16 protein-coding genes are annotated in these 20,269 nt (G+C 70.0%); 3 read left to right on the forward strand and 13 right to left on the reverse strand.

The features are described from left to right. Positions 1-381: 381 nt before the first annotated feature. From ACIQTP_RS10330 to ACIQTP_RS10355, 6 genes are all read right to left on the reverse strand, one after another. Positions 382-2,232, reverse strand: a complete 1,851-nt coding sequence (locus ACIQTP_RS10330) for a right-handed parallel beta-helix repeat-containing protein (protein ID WP_403398231.1) — start codon at positions 2,230-2,232, stop codon at positions 382-384. A 570-nt stretch (positions 2,233-2,802) separates the two neighbouring features. Then, the gene (locus tag ACIQTP_RS10335; RefSeq protein WP_403398234.1) at positions 2,803-3,801 is read right to left on the reverse strand and encodes a LacI family DNA-binding transcriptional regulator; all 999 of its coding nucleotides are present in this window, start codon (positions 3,799-3,801) and stop codon (positions 2,803-2,805) included. After that, entirely contained in the window at positions 3,798-5,621 is a 1,824-nt protein-coding gene (locus tag ACIQTP_RS10340) for a glycoside hydrolase family 36 protein (protein ID WP_403398236.1), read from the reverse strand. Before ACIQTP_RS10340 ends, ACIQTP_RS10335 begins: the two co-directional genes overlap by 4 nt. 8 nt (positions 5,622-5,629) lie before the next feature. Next, the gene (locus ACIQTP_RS10345; RefSeq protein ID WP_403398238.1) at positions 5,630-6,496 is read right to left on the reverse strand and encodes a carbohydrate ABC transporter permease; all 867 of its coding nucleotides are present in this window, start codon (positions 6,494-6,496) and stop codon (positions 5,630-5,632) included. Further along, a complete protein-coding gene (locus ACIQTP_RS10350) occupies positions 6,493-7,434 on the reverse strand; it encodes a carbohydrate ABC transporter permease (RefSeq protein ID WP_403398240.1) in 942 nt (313 codons plus the stop codon). The genes ACIQTP_RS10345 and ACIQTP_RS10350 overlap by 4 nt, the downstream gene beginning before the upstream one ends. Further along, a complete protein-coding gene (locus ACIQTP_RS10355; RefSeq protein WP_403398242.1) occupies positions 7,431-8,822 on the reverse strand; it encodes an ABC transporter substrate-binding protein in 1,392 nt (463 codons plus the stop codon). Before ACIQTP_RS10355 ends, ACIQTP_RS10350 begins: the two co-directional genes overlap by 4 nt. Positions 8,823-9,066: 244 nt before the next feature. On the opposite strand from ACIQTP_RS10355, the gene ACIQTP_RS10360 reads away from it, so the two are divergent. Then, the gene (locus ACIQTP_RS10360; RefSeq protein WP_403398245.1) at positions 9,067-11,061 is read left to right on the forward strand and encodes a hypothetical protein; all 1,995 of its coding nucleotides are present in this window, start codon (positions 9,067-9,069) and stop codon (positions 11,059-11,061) included. A gap of 141 nt (positions 11,062-11,202) precedes the next feature. Here ACIQTP_RS10360 and ACIQTP_RS10365 read toward each other — a convergent pair whose 3' ends face one another. From ACIQTP_RS10365 to ACIQTP_RS10380, 4 genes are all read right to left on the reverse strand, one after another. Continuing rightward, a complete protein-coding gene (locus tag ACIQTP_RS10365) occupies positions 11,203-12,402 on the reverse strand; it encodes a cytochrome P450 (protein ID WP_403398247.1) in 1,200 nt (399 codons plus the stop codon). Between the two features lie 31 nt (positions 12,403-12,433). Next, on the reverse strand, positions 12,434-13,807 hold the full coding sequence (locus ACIQTP_RS10370; protein WP_403398249.1) for an NAD(P)/FAD-dependent oxidoreductase: 1,374 nt from the start codon (positions 13,805-13,807) through the stop codon (positions 12,434-12,436). Beyond that, positions 13,797-14,006: a ferredoxin gene (locus ACIQTP_RS10375; protein WP_403398252.1), complete on the reverse strand. Its 210-nt coding sequence runs from the start codon at positions 14,004-14,006 to the stop codon at positions 13,797-13,799. Before ACIQTP_RS10375 ends, ACIQTP_RS10370 begins: the two co-directional genes overlap by 11 nt. Before the next feature lie 167 nt (positions 14,007-14,173). After that, entirely contained in the window at positions 14,174-15,220 is a 1,047-nt protein-coding gene (locus tag ACIQTP_RS10380; protein ID WP_403398254.1) for a saccharopine dehydrogenase family protein, read from the reverse strand. 101 nt (positions 15,221-15,321) lie between these two features. Between ACIQTP_RS10380 and ACIQTP_RS10385 the strand changes: the two genes are divergently transcribed. Next, positions 15,322-16,299, forward strand: coding sequence for a helix-turn-helix domain-containing protein (locus tag ACIQTP_RS10385; protein WP_403398256.1), 978 nt, complete (start codon positions 15,322-15,324; stop codon positions 16,297-16,299). Between the two features lie 405 nt (positions 16,300-16,704). Next, entirely contained in the window at positions 16,705-16,923 is a 219-nt protein-coding gene (locus ACIQTP_RS10390) for a hypothetical protein (RefSeq protein WP_403398258.1), read from the forward strand. A gap of 303 nt (positions 16,924-17,226) precedes the next feature. Here ACIQTP_RS10390 and ACIQTP_RS10395 read toward each other — a convergent pair whose 3' ends face one another. From ACIQTP_RS10395 to ACIQTP_RS10405, 3 genes are all read right to left on the reverse strand, one after another. After that, on the reverse strand, positions 17,227-18,045 hold the full coding sequence (locus ACIQTP_RS10395) for an ABC transporter ATP-binding protein (RefSeq protein ID WP_403398260.1): 819 nt from the start codon (positions 18,043-18,045) through the stop codon (positions 17,227-17,229). Positions 18,046-18,099: 54 nt separating this feature from the next. After that, a complete protein-coding gene (locus ACIQTP_RS10400; RefSeq protein ID WP_403398262.1) occupies positions 18,100-19,074 on the reverse strand; it encodes a FecCD family ABC transporter permease in 975 nt (324 codons plus the stop codon). A 62-nt stretch (positions 19,075-19,136) separates the two neighbouring features. After that, positions 19,137-20,180, reverse strand: a complete 1,044-nt coding sequence (locus ACIQTP_RS10405; protein WP_403398264.1) for an ABC transporter substrate-binding protein — start codon at positions 20,178-20,180, stop codon at positions 19,137-19,139. Positions 20,181-20,269: the final 89 nt, after the last annotated feature.

Raw genomic sequence — 20,269 nt, forward strand, 5'->3', positions numbered from 1 at the left:
CGCCAGGTCGATCTGTCGTCCCATTCACCCCGACGGTCCGACTACTTGAGATGCTGCCGCAGGAAGTCGACGATGTGCCCCATCGTCTCCTGGACCAGAGGTCGGCGGCTGAGGTGTCGCCGGTGAAGGACAGGCCGCCGTGGCCGGCGCCGGTGAGCACGTAGCGGGTGCTGTTGATCCCCTTGGCGCGCAACGCCGTGTGCAGGTCCAGGGTCTGACGGGGCGAAACCAGGTTGTCGGCACAGCCGTGAAGGAGCACGAGCCCCTCCCCCGCCGTTGCCCTCAGTGGCCTACCCGGAGGCGGGCACGCCGTACCGGCTGGAGATCTACCGAGGCACGCCGGGCACCGCGCCCCGGGAACGGGCGAACCGGGAGATCAAGTCAGTCCGTGACCACGGAGGTGTTCAGGCCCTTGTCGTAGTGGTTACGCGCGATCCGGATGCCTGAACTGCCGTGGAAGACGAACAGCGGGGAGGTGTACGGCGGGTGATCCGCTCCGTCCAGCCGCCGGACGGTGTTGCCGGTAAAGGCGAACCCGCCGACGCTCTTCGCGTTGACGACGGTGACGTCACCGATGTCGAACGAGTTGTGCTCGACCGAGATGTTGTGATGCACCGGGGCCGCCGGGTCGATGACCTGATTGGTCGGCTCCACGAAGATGACCGGACCACTGGGCCGCGTGAACGAGTTCCCGCGGATCGTGAGGTCGGCGACCGGCCCGGACTCGTACCACTGGTAGGCGTCGGCGGAGACGTAGATGCTGGCCATGGACATCCCGTCGAACCGGTTGCCGGTGATCAGGACGGGCTTGCGGGTGGTGACCAGCACGCCGCGGGTCGGCACGTTGCGGAACACATTGCCGGAGATGACGACCGACGGGGTGGCCGTGATGTTCTCGACGACCGTGCCGCCGATCTCGACCCCGGCGGGAACCGGCCGGTCGAAGGTGACGGTCATCGTGGTCAGCGGCTTCGTATGGTCCATCCCGCTGGGCCCGTCGACCGCGGTGACCACCGCGTGTGCGTCCCCCAGCGGGGTCATCGTGCGCTTGGTGGCGAACTCGACCTCGTCACCCCGGGCGAACTGCGGGAATCCGGCGGTCTGCGGGTGTTCGTAGGCGAGGGTGAGGCTGGACGGACCAGGTTTCCCTACGACCTCGAGGTAGGTGCCGTGGATGTTGATCGGGTCGTCGTGCGGGCCGTCGAAGACATTCCCGGTGATGGAGACTTTCCCTTTGACGCCGGACATCTGTACGAAGTCCGCGAACGAGGCTGTCGACCGGCCGGATGCCGGATCGGGTGCGAAGTTCACTTTGTCGATGGAGATGTTCTCGCTGAACTGCCCCACCACACCGAAGGACTGTAGGTAGTAGGCGTTCATCGAGCGCATCGTGACGTTCTTGGACTCCCAGATGAAAGCGCCCGGTTCCGTTCGCTCGATGAGGCGCATCTGGTAGACGAGCCCGGCGTCCGCCGGCCGTGCCGCAGTGGTGTAGTCGATCCGGATCCGGCGGCCGCCGAGGTCGGTGACCGCGGCGACGTCGTTGAACAGCGGGTTGTCCGCGCGCCAGGACCGTTGCGCCTTGGGGTCGTGGATCTGGGTGTACTGGAGTCCGTCGACACCCGACCAGTACGGCTGCCCGGTGGCCGGACTGGTCTCGCCGAGCCAGGTGATGTGTGTGCCGCTCACCCGGTACGGGCTGTCGGCAGGGATCGACAGGACGCGGTAGGCGTGCCCGCCGGCGACACCGGTGGCGGCGACGGTCGCGTCGATGACCTCGGGGGCCGCGTAGTCGAAGGAGAAGTTCGTGAAGGTCACGTTGGTCGAGCGGATTGATGCGAACGCCGTCTGAAGGCCGTGGTAGACGAGCTTGGCCCCGCCGCCGTCGATGGTGACGTCGTGCATGTCCTCGACGAGCAGCCCGATCTTCTTGTCCCGGTAACGCTGGTCGGCGCCGACGGTGTTGGACACGTACAGCTCACGCGTCTCGGCCCGCTCGGGGAAGAGCTGGTAGGTGCCCTTTGAGAAGACAACCCTGACCGGCCGATCGACGCTCTTGGCGTGCCGCAGCGCCGCGGCGACAGCGGGCGTCGAGTCCGTCCGGCCCGTGGGGTCGGCTCCGTAGGCGTCTACGTCGACCACCACCGGCGTCGCCCTCGGCGCCGCGGCGACAGGACTGCTGGCGCCTCCGAGCAACGCGAGTGCCACCCCGAGAAACACGAACCGAGACATAGCCCCTCCGGAGCCTCCGTCAGTCACGAAACATCCAATGAATATGCGGAGCTACGGCCAACATCCCGGCCAGATCCCCGTGCAGAGTCTCCATAGATCCGACCTCTAGGTCAATGATGTGGACAAGTAATCGCAACTGACACCGAGGGCCGACAGGTCTTCAACTGCGCTTTCGAAGCGAGCAGTTCGGGGCCATCGGCGGGAGACGCCGTCCGTGGCGGCGACGGACGGCGGAAACACAGCGCGCCGCTCCTGCCGCGGCGACCGGGTCCTCCTCGTCCGCGAAGAAGACCTTGGCGCAATCGGTGGGGGCGCCGGTGGCGGCCCCGTCCTCCGGAGAGGACGTGGGCACGAGCCCGGATGGAGGCCGGGGCGAGACAGCGGCGTTCATCAGTGGGTTGATCGAGCCAATGCGCTTTTCCACGGCAGGCAGTACGGCCAACACACCTGTGGAAGCCCCAGCCGGACCGGATGCGAGACGGACCGCTGTCGCGCGACGAATTACGTCAGGATCGCCTGTACCGTACTCCCCGGCGCCGAGGCCGGTGCCTGGAAGCTCCCCCCGCCCCTTCACTCCGTCCTGGGCGCCGCCGTGCTCGCGCGGATCACCAGTTCGGGGTCGAAGAGGAGTTCACCGACGGGGACGTCGCGGTTGCCGACCAGGCCGAGGATGCTGCGGGCCACCTCCGAGGCCAGGCGGTCGGCCGGCTGGCGGACCGTGGTGAGCGGGGGGTCGACGAAGTCCATGATCATGGCGCCGTCGTAGCCGACGACCGACACGTCGCCCGGGACGTCGTACCCCTGGCGGCGCGCGCCACGGATCGCGCCCAGGGCCATGTAGTCGCTGGCGGCGACGATGGCCGTGGCGCCGCGGCCGAGGAGCGAGATCGCGGCGGACTGGCCGCCCTCGACGGTGTAGGACTGGCGGACCACCCACTGCTCCGGGTCCTCGACACCGCGTCTGGCGAGCGAGGAGACGAAGCCGCTGACGCGGCGGTCGGCCGGGCGGTTGCCGACCGGGCCCGATGCCATGCCGATGCGGCGGTGACCGAGCCGGTGGAGGTGGTCGACGGCCAGCTCGGCTGCCAGCAGGTCGTCGGTGGAGAAGACCGGCGCCTCACCCCCGCCCTCGAACTGGCCGTTGACCCCGACGAACGGGATCCGACGGGTGCGCAGGAGTTCGTACGCCGCCGGATCCGCGCCCTCGATCGTGTTGCTGGCCGAGAGGAAGACGACGGCGGCGACGCCCCGGTCGGCGAGGGAGGTCACGAAGTCCAACTCCTGCACTCCGCCGGGGAAGCACGGGCACAGGATCGTCTTCAGGCCGTGCGGGGCGAGCGTGGACTCGATCCGTTCGCAGACATCGGCGAAGAACGGGTTGGAGACGAACTCGGTGATGACCGCGATGAGCTGACCCCGCGTCTGCCGCTCGTACCCCAGGTCGGCCATCGCCTGCTCGACCGCCTCGCGGGTCTTGCGCGACACGCCCTGGCGTCGGTTGATGACGCGGCTGACCGTGGCCTCGCTCACCCCCGCCCGGTCCGCGACCTCGGTGATGCCGACCTTCATGCGGTTCCCTCCGTCACCCGTAGTGCCACCAGCCCCGAGCGAGGTACGGGCACGCTGTGCAGCCCCGGTGCCGGCGACCGTTCGCAGTCGTCGATGATACGTCCACGCTCGTCACGGACGGTCATGCGCAACGGGCGCCGGCCGCCGGTCACCTCGATCACCAGCCGGTCCGACGCCGTGCCGTTGACCAGGGTGATGTCGTCGTACGCGGTGGTGTCGACGGGCACGGTCCGTTCGCTGTGCACGGTGGTGACGCAGGCCGATTCCCGTGCCGCGGTGACCAGCGTGTAGAGATCGTCGGGCCGGCCGGGCTCGACGTCCCCGTGCAGCAGCACCGGCCGCAGCCGCCGCCACTCGGCGAGCCAGAACGCCAGCGTCTCGCGGTGCTCGCTGGACAGGTCGGTCAGCCGTACGGAGATCTGCGGGACGCAGTGCAGGGAGCCGATCAGCTGCCGGGCCACCGCGTGCGCGGGTGCGTCACGGTCCCACAGGAGCATGTCGCCGTGGACCGCGCCGCCGACGGCGAGCATGGCGGTGTCGAGCGTGCGCACCCGGTTGCCGGTGGCGTCGCCCGGGCAGTCGAAGGAGCGCAGCATGTTGCCGAACGGGGCCATGCCGGGGCCGACGTAGGGCTGGCGCAGTTCCAGCAGCAGTCCGCCGTCCGGCCGCAGTTCTTCGAGCGCGGTGCGCAGGCCGGTGAGCAGGACGGCCATGGCCTGGCCGACATCGCTGATGTCGGTGCCTTCGTTGTGGGCGTACGCGCCGTCGCCGCGGTACGCCATGGCCTCGTCCAGAAAGTCGATCTTGAGCCCGTCGAGGCCGTGGTCGGCGACCAGCCGGGTGCACAGGCGGATGACATGGTCGCGGACCTCGGGGCGGCGTGGGTCGAGGACATGGGCGCCTGGGACACCGGCGGGCGCCGGGGCGTAGGGGGTGAGCCGCTCGGCGCAGTCCGCGTCGGGGCCGAGCAGCAGCGGAGCGACCCATGCGAGGTAGCGCAGGCCCTCACCGCGCACGGCCGACACATGCGCGGTGAAGTCGGGGAACGTCGTCGGGTCGGGGCGCCAGTCGCCGCATCCGGCGTAGCCGCGACCGCTGCCGTAATCCTGCCAGCCGTCGTCGAGGATGAGCACCTCGCAGCCGAGGGAGGCGGCGACGCGGGCCTCGGCCTCGACCGACGCGGCGTCCACGCGCTGGTTGAAGGCGTACCAGGTGGAGTAGACGGGCGCCCAGGCGCCGGCGGGGACCGGCATGGGGGCGCACTGCGGCTGCGCGGCGAACCACTCCCGCAGCCCGCGCATGGCCGTCGCGACTGTGGGCGCCGAGCGGGCCAGCACGACGCGGCGCGGGCTGCCGTCGGGCGCGGGAGCCAGGTGCAGGTGCACCACATGGGTGTCGTTCTCCTCCGAGACCCCGAAGACGACGTCGGTCTCGGGGACCGGGTCGGCGACGGCGAAGGTGAGCCGTGTGCGGCCGTCGTGGTCGTACAAACAGCCGGCGGCGATGCCGTCTACGAGGCTGACGCGCGAGCGGCCCGCCCAGTCGGCGACGAGAGTGCGCTCCCAGCCGGCGCCCGGGTGCCAGTAGCCGGCCGCGTCGCCGAGCGGCACGCTCATCCTCACCTCCATCGGTACCGGATCGCGGCCGTCCGTCCGGATCTCCAACAGGGCCTGTCCGTCGCCGAGTTCGGTCACCGTCCAGTGCGCACCGGCGTCCGGCGCGTGGGCGAGGACCGCGATACGGACGCCGTCGAGGAGTGGCTCGTAGCGCGCCGGGGGAAGTTCGGCCGTGGTGACGGGCTGGGTGGTGCTGAGGGTCATTGCGGGGATCATTCCTTCACGGCACCGGCGAGGAGCCCGGAGACGAACTGGCGCTGGAGAGCGAGGAAGACGAGAGCCATCGGGATCGCGGCGAGGGCCGTGCCGGCGAGCAGGGCGCCGTAGTCGGTCTGGTCCAGGCCCTGGAGGGACGCCAGCGCGACAGGGATCGTGAACTCGCCGGCGTCGCGCAGGACGACCAGCGGCCAGATGAAGTCGTTCCACTGGAAGAGGAACAGGAAGATGGCGAGGGCCGCGAGCGCCGGTTTCATCGGCGGCAGGACGACCTTGAGGAAGAGCCTGAACTCCCCGCAGCCGTCCATCCGGGCGGAGTCGATGAGTTCGTCGGGCAGCGCGGCCATCGACTGCCGCATCAGGAAGATGCCGAACGGCAGGGCGAGGTTGGGCATGATGACGGCCTGGTAGGTGCCCAGCCACTCAAGGTCGACCATCATCTTGAACAACGGGATCAGCGTGACCTGCGTGGGGATGACGAGCCCGAGCATCAGCAGGCCGAACAGTGCGCCGCTGCCGCGGAAGCGGAACTTGGCGAAGCCGTATCCGGCCAGCGTGCAGATCGCTCCGGCGGCGATCGTGTAAATGGCCGTGATCAGCAGCGAGTTGACGATGACGTCGCTGAACCGCGCCGACGACTCCAGGGTGGAGAGGTTCTCCCTCAGGTGCCCGCCGGGCAGCAGCGGCGGCGGGCTGTCGAAGATTTCCCTGGTGCTGTGGGTGCCGGCGATGATCAGCCAGTAGAACGGCAGCAGGACGGCCGCCGCGGCGATGGCCAGCGAAGAGGTCAGCAGGATCGAGCGCGCGCGTGTGCGGGGGCGGGGCGTGCGGCCGGGCCGCGGGCGGGTGTCGGTGAGGGTCACGACTTCTCTCCCAGCAGGCGGAACTGCACGATGCCCAGGATGCCGATCAGGACGGTGAGGATGTACGCGACGGCCGAGGCGTAGCCGAAGTCGAAGTATTTGAAGGCGTTCTGGTAGAGGTACACGCCGATGGTGAGGGTGGCGTTGTCGGGCCCGCCGCCGGTCAGGACGTACGGCTCGTCGAAGAGCTGGAGGGTGCCGATGGTGGACAGCACCGTCGTCAGCAGGAGCGCGGGCCGCAGCCCCGGCAGCGTGACATGGCGGAACGACTGCCGGGCGGAGGCGCCGTCGACGGCCGCCGCGTCGTACAGCTCGGCCGGCAGCGACTGGAGCCGGGCGAGGAAGATCACCGCGTTGTAGCCGGTGTAGTGCCAGGTCAGTGCGAGGCCGAGGGAGATCCTGGCCCACAGCGGGTCGGTCAGCCAGGGGACCCCTCCGATGCCCACCAGGCCGAGCAGCCAGTTGACCAGTCCGTACTGGGTGTTGAGCAGGACGGCGAAGATGATGCCGTACGCGACCAGTCCGGTCACCGTCGGCAGGAAGAAGCCGAGCCGGAAGAAGGCGCGGCCGCGCAGGAGAGTGGAGTTGAGGGCGACGGCGATGCCGACGGCCAGCGCCAGCATGACGGGTACCTGGACGACGAGGATGACCGCGGTGTTCTTCAGCGCGGTCCACAGCAGCGGATCGTCCATCGCCCGCGTGTAGTTGCCCGCGCCCACGAACTTCTGGGTGCCGTTGACGTTCTCGTACAGGCTCATCAGGAACGACGAGCCGATCGGGTACAGCTTGAAGACCGCGAAGAGGACGAGCGCGGGGAGGATGAAGAGATACGGGACGGCCCGCCGGCGCAGGATCCGCGCGGTGGGGCGGGGGGCGGCTGCCGGACGGGCGGCGCCGGCGGCTTTCAGGACGCCGTCGGGGGTGGTGGTCGTGGTCACGAGGCGAGCTCCCGTCCGGTCTGGCGGGCGAGTTGGTCGGCGGCGTGGCGCAGGGCCCGGCCGGGGTCGGCCCCCTTGAGCAGTACCTGGGTCTGCGCGTCGTCGACGGTCTTGAGCGCGCGGGCGTAGTCGGCGGAGTAATTGACGGCGGGCGAGCGTGCCTTGAGCGCGTTCAGGAAGATCTCGCCCTTGTGCTGGCCGCTGAAGAACGCCGACGGCTCGTGGAAGACGGGGGCCTCGTACGCCTGGAGCAGGGCGGGGGCGATGCCCTTGCTGCGGTAGACGGCCTCCTGCGAGGCCGGCCTGGTCAGGACGTACTCGACGAACGCCCAGGCGGCGGCCTGGTGCATGCTGGAGCCGGCGACGGCGAGATGGGTGGAGTTGACGGTCGCGGCCGTGGTGCCGCCGGCCTTCACCGCCGGTGGGAGGCGGACCTTCCACTTGCCGGATTCCTTGGGGACCAGGCCCTCGATGATGCTGCTGAACCAGGTGGGCCAGGGTAGTACTGCCGCCGTGCCGGACTTGATGGAGTTCTCCAGCGCGGTCCAGCCGCCCGCCAGATCACTGACCAGCCCGGCGTCGTTCATCTCCTTGATGAGGGTCATCGCGGTGACGGCCTCGGGGGAACTCAGGGTGATCCGGCCCTCGGCGTCGAAGTAGAACATGCCCTGGAGCTGGAGCAGCATTTGGAAGAAGTTGGCGGCGTCCGGCTGGGACGCGGGCTTGTCGATGCCCAGCAGATGGACTCCGGTCTTCTTCTTGATCTTCTTTCCGGCGTCGATCGCGTCGTCCCATGTCGCCAGCGCCTCGCCGTCGACACCGGCGGCCTCGAAGATGTCGGCCCGGTAGTAGAACCCGGCCGAATTGGCCTCCCAGGGAAGGGCGTTGACCTTGCCCTTGCGGGTGACGGTCTGCCACATGCCGTCGGCGAAGGCGTCACGGTAGCGGTCGGCGCCGAGCGGGCCGAGGTCGGCGAGACCGTCGGGGAACTTCTCGGTGTAGGCCGGGAGATAGTCGACGCCGATGTGCAGGACGTCCGCAAGGCCCTGCCCGCCGGCCGCCATGGCCGTGGTGATCTTGTCCCAGATCGCCGGGTTTCCGATGTCCTGCACGGTGACGTCGATCCCGGGATGCTGCGCCTTGAAGGCGGGGACCAGGGCCTTCATGGCGGCGGCGGGGCCCTGCCAGCTCCAGACGGTGATCGCGGCCCGGTCCGGGTCCCCGAGGCTCCCCGCCTTGGTGGCGCCGGTCACCGAGCAGGCGCCGAGCAGCGAGGTCCCGGCGCCGACGCCGAGCAGCGAACCGCCGAGCGCGAGCAGGCGCCGTCGGTCCAGACCGCCTCGCGGAGGGTCTTCCGGCGGTGGCTGGTTCAGGGGCGAGGCGTCCATGGCTGCTCCGGGGGTCCGGCGGGTGCGCGGCTCTTGTAGCGCGGCTGGAAGCTAACAAGCGACTGAGCCAACTTGCAAGATATGAGTGAAAACTTTCTGCCTCACTGAACATGCAACATGGCAGTCTGTCTGCATGTCTTGCATGTTTCTGGCGCATGACCGTTGAATCGCCTCTTCGGCCCCTGCTAGCTTTCCGCCACCACTCGGCTGCCCCACCCGCCGTAACCGAAGACCGGGAGATCCGATGAAGCCCTCAAGGCTCATGCTGCTCACCGCTGTTGCCCTGCTCGCGCCGATGGCACCCGCGCTGTCGGCCACGGCGGCGCCGGGAGACGGCGCGGCTCCCGCGTCGGACACCGCCTCTGCCACCCGCCCCCCACTCACCCTCGACGACCCGGGCTTCGAGAACGGCGGCACGGGCTGGACCTTCGGCGCGGGCACCGGCGTCGGCACCGGCAACTCCCATGGCGGCGCCCGCTTCCTCTACCTCGACTCCGGAGCCGGCAAGAGCGCCAGGCAGACCCTCGTCGCGCCCCGGAACGGCAGCTACGACTTCTCCGCGTGGGTGGCGAGCGCCGGCACCGGCGGCACGTACACGGTCCGGCGCAACGGCGAGACCGTCGGCACGGTCGCCCTGCCGCAGCGCGCCACGTACGCCCGGTACACCATGAGCCGCGTCGAGTTGAAGGCAGGCGACCGGCTGGAGATCTCCTTCGGCTCGGGCAGCGGCTGGGTCAACGCCGACGACCTGATGATCTCCCCCGCCGCGCCCGCCGACCCCAAGGTCACTTCGTCCGACCCCGAGGTCGTCGCGATGTTCGGCTGGGCTCAGAAGAAGGCCAACAGCTGGGTGCAACTGCCCGGCACGACCGGCCCGATCAACGTCGACGAGAACCAGACCGGCGGCACCGGAACCGCGCCGTACGCGCCCACCTACTGGGCCGGATACGCCAACCGCAGCGCCTACTACTCCCGCGACATGACCCACCAGCTCGCCGGCGCCCACATCCTCGGCCTCGACGCCGAGAACAAGACGATGCTCCGCTCGTACGCGCAGTCGGCCACCGCAGCGCACAAGTACTTCCCGGTGTGGTCCCTCAACTTCGACGCCAAGACCTATCTGAGCATCGACTACAAGAGCCCGGACAATTTCGTGCGCGAGGTGCCGGCCACCTTCGAACTCGTCGAGAAGGCGGCCCAGGCGTACCTCTGGACCGGCGACCGGAGGTACGTCGACGACCCGGTGCTGTGGGACTTCTACCGGCACGCCACCGAGCAGTTCATCGACCTGCACAACGCCGCCAAGAACAACGGCAAGGTCAAGGTCGCCGAGGGCACGGGCAACGGCATCTTCTCCGGCGCCGCCAGCTACAACGAGCAGGACGGCGACGGCCTCGCCGAGGCCGGGGACGGCATCGCCGCGGAGTACCAGGCGTATCTGGCGATGGCGATACTCGCGCGGGGCAAGGGCGACGCCGCGCTGGCCAGGACGTACGACAAGCGGGCCGCCGACCTGAAGACGTACTTCAACGACGACTGGAGCGGCACCGGAACCGGAGCCGACATGGTCCGCGCGTACACCCTGTCCGGCACCCCGGTCACCGGCTGGGGCAAGGAGAACAGCGTGTTCATGCCGATGAAGCAGATCATCGATCCCGGCCCGCGCAATGACGCCTATCTCGACTACATCGAGGCGCAGGAGCTGGGGCCGGAAGGGTCGCCCAACATCGAGTCGACGACGTACCTGCCCGACATGTTCTTCAAGAACAACCGCGACGACACCGCCTGGACGTGGATGAAGAAGATCTACGGCGAGCGGGAGCTCCAGCACGTCAACTCCAGCCAGGGCCCCGACGGTGACTACCCCGAGGTGTCGTTCACCCTGGTCAGCCAGACCGTCGAGGGCCTGATGGGTATCGCACCGGACGCGGCGGACCACCGGGTGACCACGCAGTCGCGGCTGCCGTCCGGCATGAAGTGGCTCCAGACGGCGGACGTACCCATCGGCACCAGCACGATCACCGTGCGGCACGACGGCGCGACGAAGACCACGCTGACGAACAACGCGCGCAATGGCGCCTACCGCTGGGAGGCCCGCTTCCAGGGGGTCCACAAAAAGATCACGGTCAACGGTGTCCCGCAGCGCGTGCGAACCAAGACGGCCGACGGCGTGACGTACACGTACGCGACGCCGACGGTGCGGGCGGGGGCGACGGCGGTGGTGCAGGTGGCCGACTGACGCGGACGCTACGTCCCAGTCCCGCGCCGAGTCGTTCGCGGCCACGCCGATGCGCCTGACACCCGGGGTTGCATGAGGTTCTTGGATCCCGGCTTCACCCAAGGACTCGGCGAGCCCGGGGGTGGGCGATGGTCGGGGGCTTCATAGTTCGAGGGGCAGATGGCGGGGTCCGCGGAGCATGGCGTTCTGCCGATAGGGCGGCGGGTCCTGGACCAGGTGGGCCGTACCGAGGTGGGGAAGCAGCGCCCTGAGCGCGGTCTCCGCTTCGATGCGGGCGAGTGGTGCGCCGTAGCACAGATGGATACCGCTGCCGAAGCCGAAGTGCTCGTTGTCCGGGCGGGTGAGGTCGAACCGGTCGGGCTCGTGGAACCGCTTGGGGTCGCGGCTGCCTGAGGCCAGCGCCAGAATGACGGACGAACCCTTGGCAATCGTGGTGCCGGCGATGTCGATGTCGGCGAGAGGGATCCGCTCGCGCATGTGGACCGGGGGTTCGTAGCGCAGCAGTTCCTCCACCGCTCGCGGCAGCAGGTCGGGTTCGCGGCGCAGCCGGTCCAGTTGGTCGGGCCGGCGCAGCAGCGTGAGGGCGCCGTTGGTGATCAGATTGACCGTGGTCTCATGTCCGGCGATGAACAACAGGATGGTGTTGTCCGCCAGTTCCTCGACGGTGAGCCGCAGGGCGGGGTCCGGTTCGTTGATGAGGTCGGAGAGCATGTCGCCGGTGGGACGGTCGCGGCGCTGTTCGGCGAGGTTGACCAGGTACCGGCCCATCTCCTGCCGGGCCTGCAACCCCGCCTTGTCCCGTTCGGTGCTGTCGTCTTCGGGCCCGATGTCGGCGGCCGCGACGATCACTTCGGTCCATCCCTGGAACAGTGACTCGTCCTCGCGCGGGACGCCCATCAGCCGGCAGATCACGGTGATGGGCAACGGGTAGGCGAAGTCGTCGACGACGTCGATCTGTCTGCGGTCCCGGAGTGCCTCGATGAGCTCCCCGGTGATGTGGGCGATCTCGCCGCGCATGGCGTCGATCCGGCCGGGGCTGTGCGGCGGCCCGAACGGCCGCATGGTCAGGGTGCGCTGCCTGTGGTGCTCGGGGTCGTCGAGCCGCAGGAACGGCAGCCGCCCCGCCTCCTCGGACGGCGACGGGGTGCTACGGCTGCGCGGATCGGCACTCATCCGAGGGTCGTGGAGCAGAGCGGCGATTTCGTGGTAGGTGCCGATCAGATGGCTGCCGTCTGCCTGCCGCACCACGGGACCGGCCTCGCGGAGTTCCGCATACAGCGGGTAGGGGTTGGGACGGTTCGCGTAGTCGGAGATCCGTGCGAGCAAGGTCTCGGAGGCCATGGTGGCTCCTCGTGGTTGGGCGGGACGTGGGTCAGCGCGTGGCCTGTACCACCGTCAGTCGTCGATCGGGCAGGTGACCGGTGAGCGCCACGGTGGGGCCGTGCGACAGCCCACTCGGGTCCGGAACGTCGGAGGGAATCGTGACGTCGGCCGCGATCGCTCGGTCCGCCGCGCCGGGCGGGGGCGGGAACGGAGCAGCCGTCTCGATCAGGTGCTCGTAGTAGTCGAGCGACTTGGCCATGTCGACGGTGACCGCGGCGGTGACCCGTCCCTGGTAGCCGTAGACCACGGCCAGGCGGCGCGCCTCCAGAGAACCTTGGGCGATGACGACATGGTCGGAGTAGGTGGGCACGCCCACCGACTTGATGTTGAGCCCGAACTGGGTGGACCAGAACGTCGGGACGGCGAGGTGCGGACGCCGCAGAGGTCCCGGATTGACCATGTTGTGAGCCGCCACCTCGGCCTGTGCGACCGCGTTGCCCCAGTGCTCCAGCGAGAGCATCTGGTACCCGAACAGCGGGTGCGGGAACCGGGAGACGTCGCCGGCCACGAAGACGTCGTCGGTGACGATCCCGTACATGTCGAAGGCCCGGCACCCGCCGTCGCAGGCGATTCCGCGCGGCCCCGCCGCCAGCCCGGACTCCGCCAGCCACTCGACGTTGCGGACCGCCCCCAACGCCACGACGCACACATCCGCGTCGACACGGCTGCCGTCGGACAGGTCCGCGCCGGTGAACCGGCCGTTCCCGTCCCCGCGCAGAGCGGTGACCGTCACCCCGCAGCGCAGGTCCACGCCGTGGTTGCGATGCATGGCGGCCGCGAGTTTCGACAGGGTGCCGCCGAGCGCGCCCACCAGGGGTGCGGGGCCGCGTTCTGCGACCGTGACCTCGATACCCCGCTCCCGGCAGGCCGAGGCGATCTCCGAGCCGGTGAAACCAGCGCCGATCACCAGTACCCGCTCCGGCCCGGCGGCCAGCCGCTCGGCCAGTCCCCCGGCCTCGTCGCAGGTGCGCAGGGTGAACACCCCGTCGAGGGAGGCCTCCTCCGGGTTGGGCCAGGGACGCGCCCGGGTCCCGGTGGCGATCAGCAGCCGGTCGAACGGCAGCGACTCGCCGTCGGCCAGCATCACCCGCTTCTCCAAGGGGTCCAGGCCGGTGGCTGCCACTCCCAGCCGCCAGTCGGCGTCCGGGTCCCGGCGCATCGGCAGCGCCGTGGTGTCCGCCGGCGCCTTGCCGAGCAGCACCTGCTTGGACAGCGGTGGCCGGTCGTAAGGCGGATGGGGCTCGTCCCCCACCACGGTCAGTGAACCGGTGAAGCCCTCCTCGCGCAGCGTCTCCGCGGCCCTCAACCCGGCCAGCGACGCGCCGACGATCACGATGCGGCCGTCGCGCAGATCACCGGGCACCGGCGCTCACCTCCTCGCCGACGAGGATGGCCTGGACGGGGCACGCCGTCGCGGCCTGGCGCACGCGCTCGACCTGGTCGTCCGGGACGGCCGTGGCGTACAGCAACCCTTCCTCGCCGTGCAGCTCGAACACCTCCGGTGCGAGGAACACGCACTGCGCATAGCCCTGGCAGCGCGTGAGATCCACAACGGTCTGCATCCCCACCACCTCCTCCGTGGCCCGACTCCTTCATTTCCAGCATGGGGGGAGATCCGTAAGCCCGCACGGCCACCTCCTGGTCACCACGGAGCGACCGCTCACCGCCGTCGCGCGCCGCCGCGGCTTCTGCTCCACGCTGCCGGGCGGCCGCGGTGCCGCTGCGACGGTCAGGACGTTGTCTGCTGCCGGAGCAGTGCGAGCGAGATGTGCGGGGACAGTGCCCGGAGGAAATCGGGCGCGTCGAAGATCTCACCGGCGGAGGCGACACCGACCGTGCGGGTCTGGCCGGTGAGGATGCGGTGGACCGCCTCCACCGCGAGCGGCGCGCTGACGGCGTAGATGTCCCGGCCGCTCGCGCCAGCGCGCCGTTCGGTGCCACCGGAACGTACGACGACGTCGACGACGAAGGTCTGGTCGGACCGCCCGTTCTCGTCGACTGCGGTCGGCGCCGGTGTGTCCGGGGCTGAGAGGTCTCCGGCCGCTTCGGTCGTCATATGGGTGCGTACCTCGGGGATGGAGAGGTGGCTGGGGATGGTGACGATGTCGGTCATCGTGAACTCCCCGATGACCTCCCTGGTGCCCATCGGGTCGGGGAAGGGCCACTTCAGGAGCGTCGGCTTGTCGTCGTGGTACTCCAACCGCCCGTCCGTGTAGCGGACGCGCCGGCCGCCTCGCCGCTCCTGGGAGACCGTGCCCGCGCCGCGTGTCCCTGAGGTGGGGTGCCAACTGCTCAGTCCGTACGCGATGTTCACTTCGTCGGCCGCCGTCCAGTCCCCCATCGCGGCGGTGGCCAGCAGGTCGCCGAGGCCGCCGTAGAAGGCCATCGCGGGGACGATCACCGCTCCCGCAGCGCGGGCGCGGTCCGCGAAGTCCGTGAACGTGTCGAGATTGGCCTCGATCTCGGCCGCCACATCGACATACGGGATCCCGGCGCGCAGTGCCGCCTCGATCACGGGAGCCGCGGTCACGGCGAAGGGCCCGGCGCAGTTGATCACAGCGTCCGCACCGTCCAGGGCGCGGTCGAGCGAGGCGGGGTCGTCGACCGACGCCGGCCGGACCTCGAGTCCGGGCGTGGATGCCGCCAGCGCCCACAGCTTGCCTGCGTCGCGGCCGGAGAGTACCGGCACGAATCCGCGCTCCCGCAGCTGTGCCACCACAAAGCGTCCGGTGTGTCCGTACGCGCCGAACACCGTCACCGTCTGTCCCGATCCCATGGGTTCTCCCCCGTGCTCGAATGATCCGCTGAGAACATCCTCGCGAGGGCGGCCACCCCACCGTGAGTGTCCGGAACGACGTGCCCCGTACAATTCCGGACATGGGTACCGTCGCGCTGGCCCTCACCGAGGGGATGCTGCACTTCGAACTGTCCATGGCGTACGAGGTGTTCGGCGCCGCTCCGGTCGGCGTGACCGTCCCGTGGTACGACGTCGAGGTCTGCGGGTCGGCCGCCGTGCGGGTCGGCCGGTTCCGGCTGGAGCCCGACCAGGGGCTCGACCGCCTCCGGCATGCCGACACCGTGATCGTCCCCGGCTGGGCGGACGCTGACGAGGACCCGCCCGCCGATCTCGTCGGCGCGGTGCGTGCGGCCCACGAGGCAGGTGCGCGCGTGGCCTCCTTGTGCACGGGCGCGTTCGTGCTGGCCGCCGCCGGTCTGCTGGACGGCAGGCGCGCGACCACCCATTGGGCGCACACCGGGGCTCTGGCCGCCCGCTACCCGCGGGTGGAGGTCGATCCGGACGTGCTCTACGTGGACAACGGCAGCGTGCTCACCTCCGCGGGCAAGGCCGCCGCGATGGACCTGTGCCTGCACCTCGTCCGTCTCGACCACGGCTCGTCCGTCGCCAACGCCGTCGCCCGCCGCCTGGTCGTGCCGCCGCACCGAGCCGGCGGCCAGGCCCAGTTCGTCGCCGCCCCGGTGCCCACCCGGGACGACCACCCGCTCGCCGCGCTGCTCCCCTGGGTGATCGAACGCCTCGACGACCCACTCACCGTGGAGGACCTGGCACGCCGGGCAGGGATGAGCTCGCGCAATCTGGGCCGCCAGTTCAGGGCGGTGACCGGCACCACTCCGCTGCAATGGCTGCTGACGCAGCGGATCCGCCGCGCCCAGGAGCTGCTGGAGACCACCGACGACGTTGTCGACGCCATCGCGACAGCCACCGGCATGGGCACCGCCACGACGCTGCGCCGACACTTCAACCGCACGGTCGGCGTGCCTCCGGACACCTACCGCCGAACTTTCCGCTCACGGCCCCCCGCCGACTCGAACGACGACCGGCAACGCCAACCCTGACGGTGTCCCAGCCGGACATGCCCGCCAAGGGGCGGCGCGCGTCGGCGCGGTCATCGTGACCGGCGCCGGGCTCGACGATGCGCGGGTGCGGGCCGCGATCGTCGAGGCGGGGTTCGGGGCCGGGGTCGCCGTCGCCGCCTGATCCGGGAGCGTCGGCACACGCCGGTGCCGCATCCGCGCCGACGCGTGCAGGGAGATACCTGCCGCCGTACGGTCGTGATCTCTCGCCCGCACGGCGCTCCGTCGCACACCCGGCCCGCTCCACGAGTCGTTCGCCAGTCGCGGTCAGTTCCCGCCAACCGCGTGGCTCTTCTCATGCGTTGAGCCCGTTTGTCGTCGGTCGTGTGCCGGGCATCGTTGACCTGCCGGACCGTCCGGCGCGGCGGAAGCGACGAGGTGGCACAGATGGCTGACGTGAACCCGGAACCGATCGCGACCTTCTGCGGCGACTGCAACTGCGGTTGTCCCCAGCTCTTCCTGGACCCGGGTGCCCCCGAGGACAAGCGGGTGCGCATCACCGACGACTTCGGACAGCGGGTGCAGATGAGCGAGGAGCAGTTCGCCGACCTCGTCACCCAGGCCAAGGCCGGCGCCCTGGACCGGCTCACCGTGGCGTCGGCATGACGCCGGCACGACTCCCATGAACGACGACAACCCGACCGTCGGCGTCCTCCTCTTCGAGGGCGCCGGGGAACTCGACGTCGCCGGTGCTTGGGAGGTACTGGGTTCTGGGCTGCCCACATCGCGTCGTCTCCGGTGCGGGTCCTGACCCTCGGGCCCCGGGCGGGTGTGGTGCGGTGTGCCAAGGGGTTCGGCCTCGTCGCGGATCACGACCTGACCACGGCACCGCAGCTCGATCCGCTGGTCCGTCCCGGAGGCCGACCCGGACCGGAATCCAGTACGAGCCACACGGCGCGTGACGGGGCGTCACCGCTCCGCGGGCTCGGGCTCGGGCGCGGGCTCGGGCTCCCGGTCGAGGGCGAGTGGCTGGGCGGCATAGGTGATGCGGACGACGCCGTCGGGGTGTCGTTCCGTGGCGCCCCTGACGCCGAAGACGTCGCACAGGAGGTCCGGTGTCAGGACCTCCAGCACGGGTCCCGCCGCCGCCACCGCGCCTTCGTGGAGCACGACGAGGTGGTCGCAGAGCCGGGCGGCCAGGTCGAGGTCGTGCAGGACCGCCAGGGTGGTGATCCCTGAGCTGCGGATCAGGTCCAGGAGCTCGAACCGGGCGCGGATGTCGAGATGGTTGGTGAGTTCGTCCAGGACCAGGAGCCGGGGTCCTTGGGCGAGGGCGCGAGCCAGCAGGACGCGCTGGCGTTCGCCGCCGGAGAGGGTGGCGTAGTCGCGGTCCGCGAAGGGGCCGACCCCACACCGCTCGACCGCCTCGGCCACGGCCTCACGGTCCTCGGCGCCGTCCCGGCCCATCAGCCCGTGGTGGGGTGTACGTCCCAGGGCGACGATCTCGGTCACGGTCAGGCCGGTCGTGGTGCCGGCGTCCTGGAGGACGGCAGCCGTGCGGCGGGCGGCGGTGCGCGCGGACAGCTCCCATACGTCGTCGCCGCCCACCCTGACCACGCCGTCGGCCGGCCGCAGCGAGCGGTAGACCGTGCGGAGCAGGGTGGACTTGCCGCTGCCGTTGGGGCCCACGAGCCCGACGATGTCGCCCTTGGCGGCCTCCAAGTGCACATCGCGCAGGATCTGCTTGCGGTCCAGGGAGATGTGGAGCTGGTCCACGGTCAGTTTCATACGCCGTCCAGGCTCTTCGTACGTGTCCGGGCCCTCCATGCGGTGTCCAGCCCTTCATATGGTGTCCAGGCCCTTGTTGCGGCGCAGCAGCCACAGGAAGAACGGGGCGCCGAGCAGGGCGGTGAGGATGCCCAGCGGCAGTTCGTTGGGGCGGTTGACGGTGCGGGAGAGCAGGTCGACGAGGACGAGGTAGGTGGCGCCCAGGAGTGCGGTCAGGGGCAGCAGTCTGCGGTGGTCCGCGCCGGTGGTGAGGCGGACCAGGTGGGGGATCATCAGGCCGACGAAGCCGACGCCGCCGGCGACGGCGATGACGGTGCCGGTGAGCAGCGCGCTGATCACCAGCAGGACGGCGCGCAGCCGGTTGACGTCCACGCCGAGCGCGGTCGCGGACTCGTCGCCGGCCAGCAGGGCGTTGAGCCGCCGTCCGAACAGGGTCAGCACGACGGTGCTCGTCAGGACCACCACCGTGACCGTGGGCAGTTGGCTCCACTGGGCGCCGGCGACGCTGCCGAGCATCCAGAACATCACCGTCCGCAGCTCGGTGGGCGTCGCCAGCAGTTGGACGAAGCTGGTCACCGACAGCAGTACGTAGCCGACCGCGACCCCCGCCAGCACCAGCCGGGTCGGGGCCAGTCGGCCCTGGCGTTGTCCCAGGGCGAAGACCAGGGCCCCGGCCGCGAGGGCGCCCACGAACGCCGCGCCGGACACGCCGAGACCACCCAGGCCGCCGAGTGCCACCCCGCCCAGAGTGATGACCAGCACGGCGCCCAGGGAGGCACCGTAGGAGAAGCCCAGGACGACGGGGTCGGCGAGCGGGTTGGAGACCAGGGTCTGGAGCACCGCCCCGGCGACGGCCAGGCCCGCGCCGACCAGGGCGGCCAGGGCGACGCGGGGCGCCCGGAAGGTCCACACGATCTGGTCCAGCGCCGGGTCACCGGCGGCGCCCCGGCCGGTGACGTGGCGCAGGAGGATTCCCCACACGTCCGCCACCGGGATGTTCACCGCGCCGATGCTCACCGCCACCACCATCACGGCGACGAGGACGACCAGCAGGCCGGCGACCGCGAGCGGCAGCCGCAGGCGGCTGGGGCTCAGAACTTGTCGGGATGCAGCATCTTGGCGACCTTCTCGACGGCCAGGTCGTTGCTGGGGCCGAGGTACATCGAGTCGGACACGGCCACGTACTTGTTGTTCTTCGCGGCCGGCCACTGGGGGAACTCCTTCAGCAGTTTCTTGGCGTAGGCCGCCGGGTCGGGGTCGTTGTAGCCGATGACGACGAGCGCGTCCACGTCGGTGGCGGCCACCTTCTCCTTGCTCAGGTCGGCGAAGGAGGTCTTGGATGCCGACGCGAAGGCGTTGCCGCCGCCGGCCTTGGCGAGGATGTCGTTGTAGATGCCCTTGGCGACGACCGAGCTGAAGTCGTTGCCGCCCATGGCCATGTTGGAGAACAGGACCATGACCTTGGGCCGCTTCTCGCCCTTCACCTTCGCGGAGACGTCGGCGATGTTCTTCTCCGACGCGGCGATCAGCTTCTCGGCGCGGTCGCTGACGTTGAAGATCCTGCCCATGTCGCGCAGCAGTGTGTAGCTGTCGGCGATGGTCATGTGGGAGGTGTCCTGGTCGCAGCCCTGCGGGGAGACGTAGGTGTTGGCGGCAACCTGCCTGAGCTGGTCGCGGGTGGCGAAGCCGTTCTTCGCGTCGAAGCCGTACGAAGTCGTGGACAGCACCAGATCCGGCCGCAGCCCGATCATCGCCTCGCGCGGGATGTCGTACGCGTCGTTGAGCTTGACGTTGCCGGTCGGCAGGGCCTTGATGGCCTTGGCGCGGCCCGCCACCTCGGACATCCCGTAGCTCTGCTGGTTGGCGACGATGCGGTCGCCGACGCCGAGGGAGAGCAGTGTGGAGACCTCGGCCACCGAGGCGCCGTTCATCACGACCACCCGGCTGGGCTCCTTGGTGAACTTCTCGGACACCCCGCAGTTCTCGATCGTCGCCGGATAGCCGGACTTCGCGGCGGCCGCGGCTGCGTTGCCGCCGGTGGCGGCGCCCTTGTCGGTCGACGAGTCGGCGCATGCCGTCGTGACCAGACAGAGGGCGCCGGCCAGGGCGACGGCGACCGGCCGTTTCTTCGACATGCTGGCTCCTTGTTGCGGGGTGCTCGTGAGGCGACGGGTTCTGTCGCAGTAGTCGGGGGGTGGAGCCCCTGAGTTCCCGGACATGCCCA

The organism is Streptomyces sp. NPDC090798 (genome assembly GCF_044768965.1).
In the GTDB taxonomy this organism is placed as follows: Bacteria; Actinomycetota; Actinomycetes; order Streptomycetales; family Streptomycetaceae; genus Streptomyces.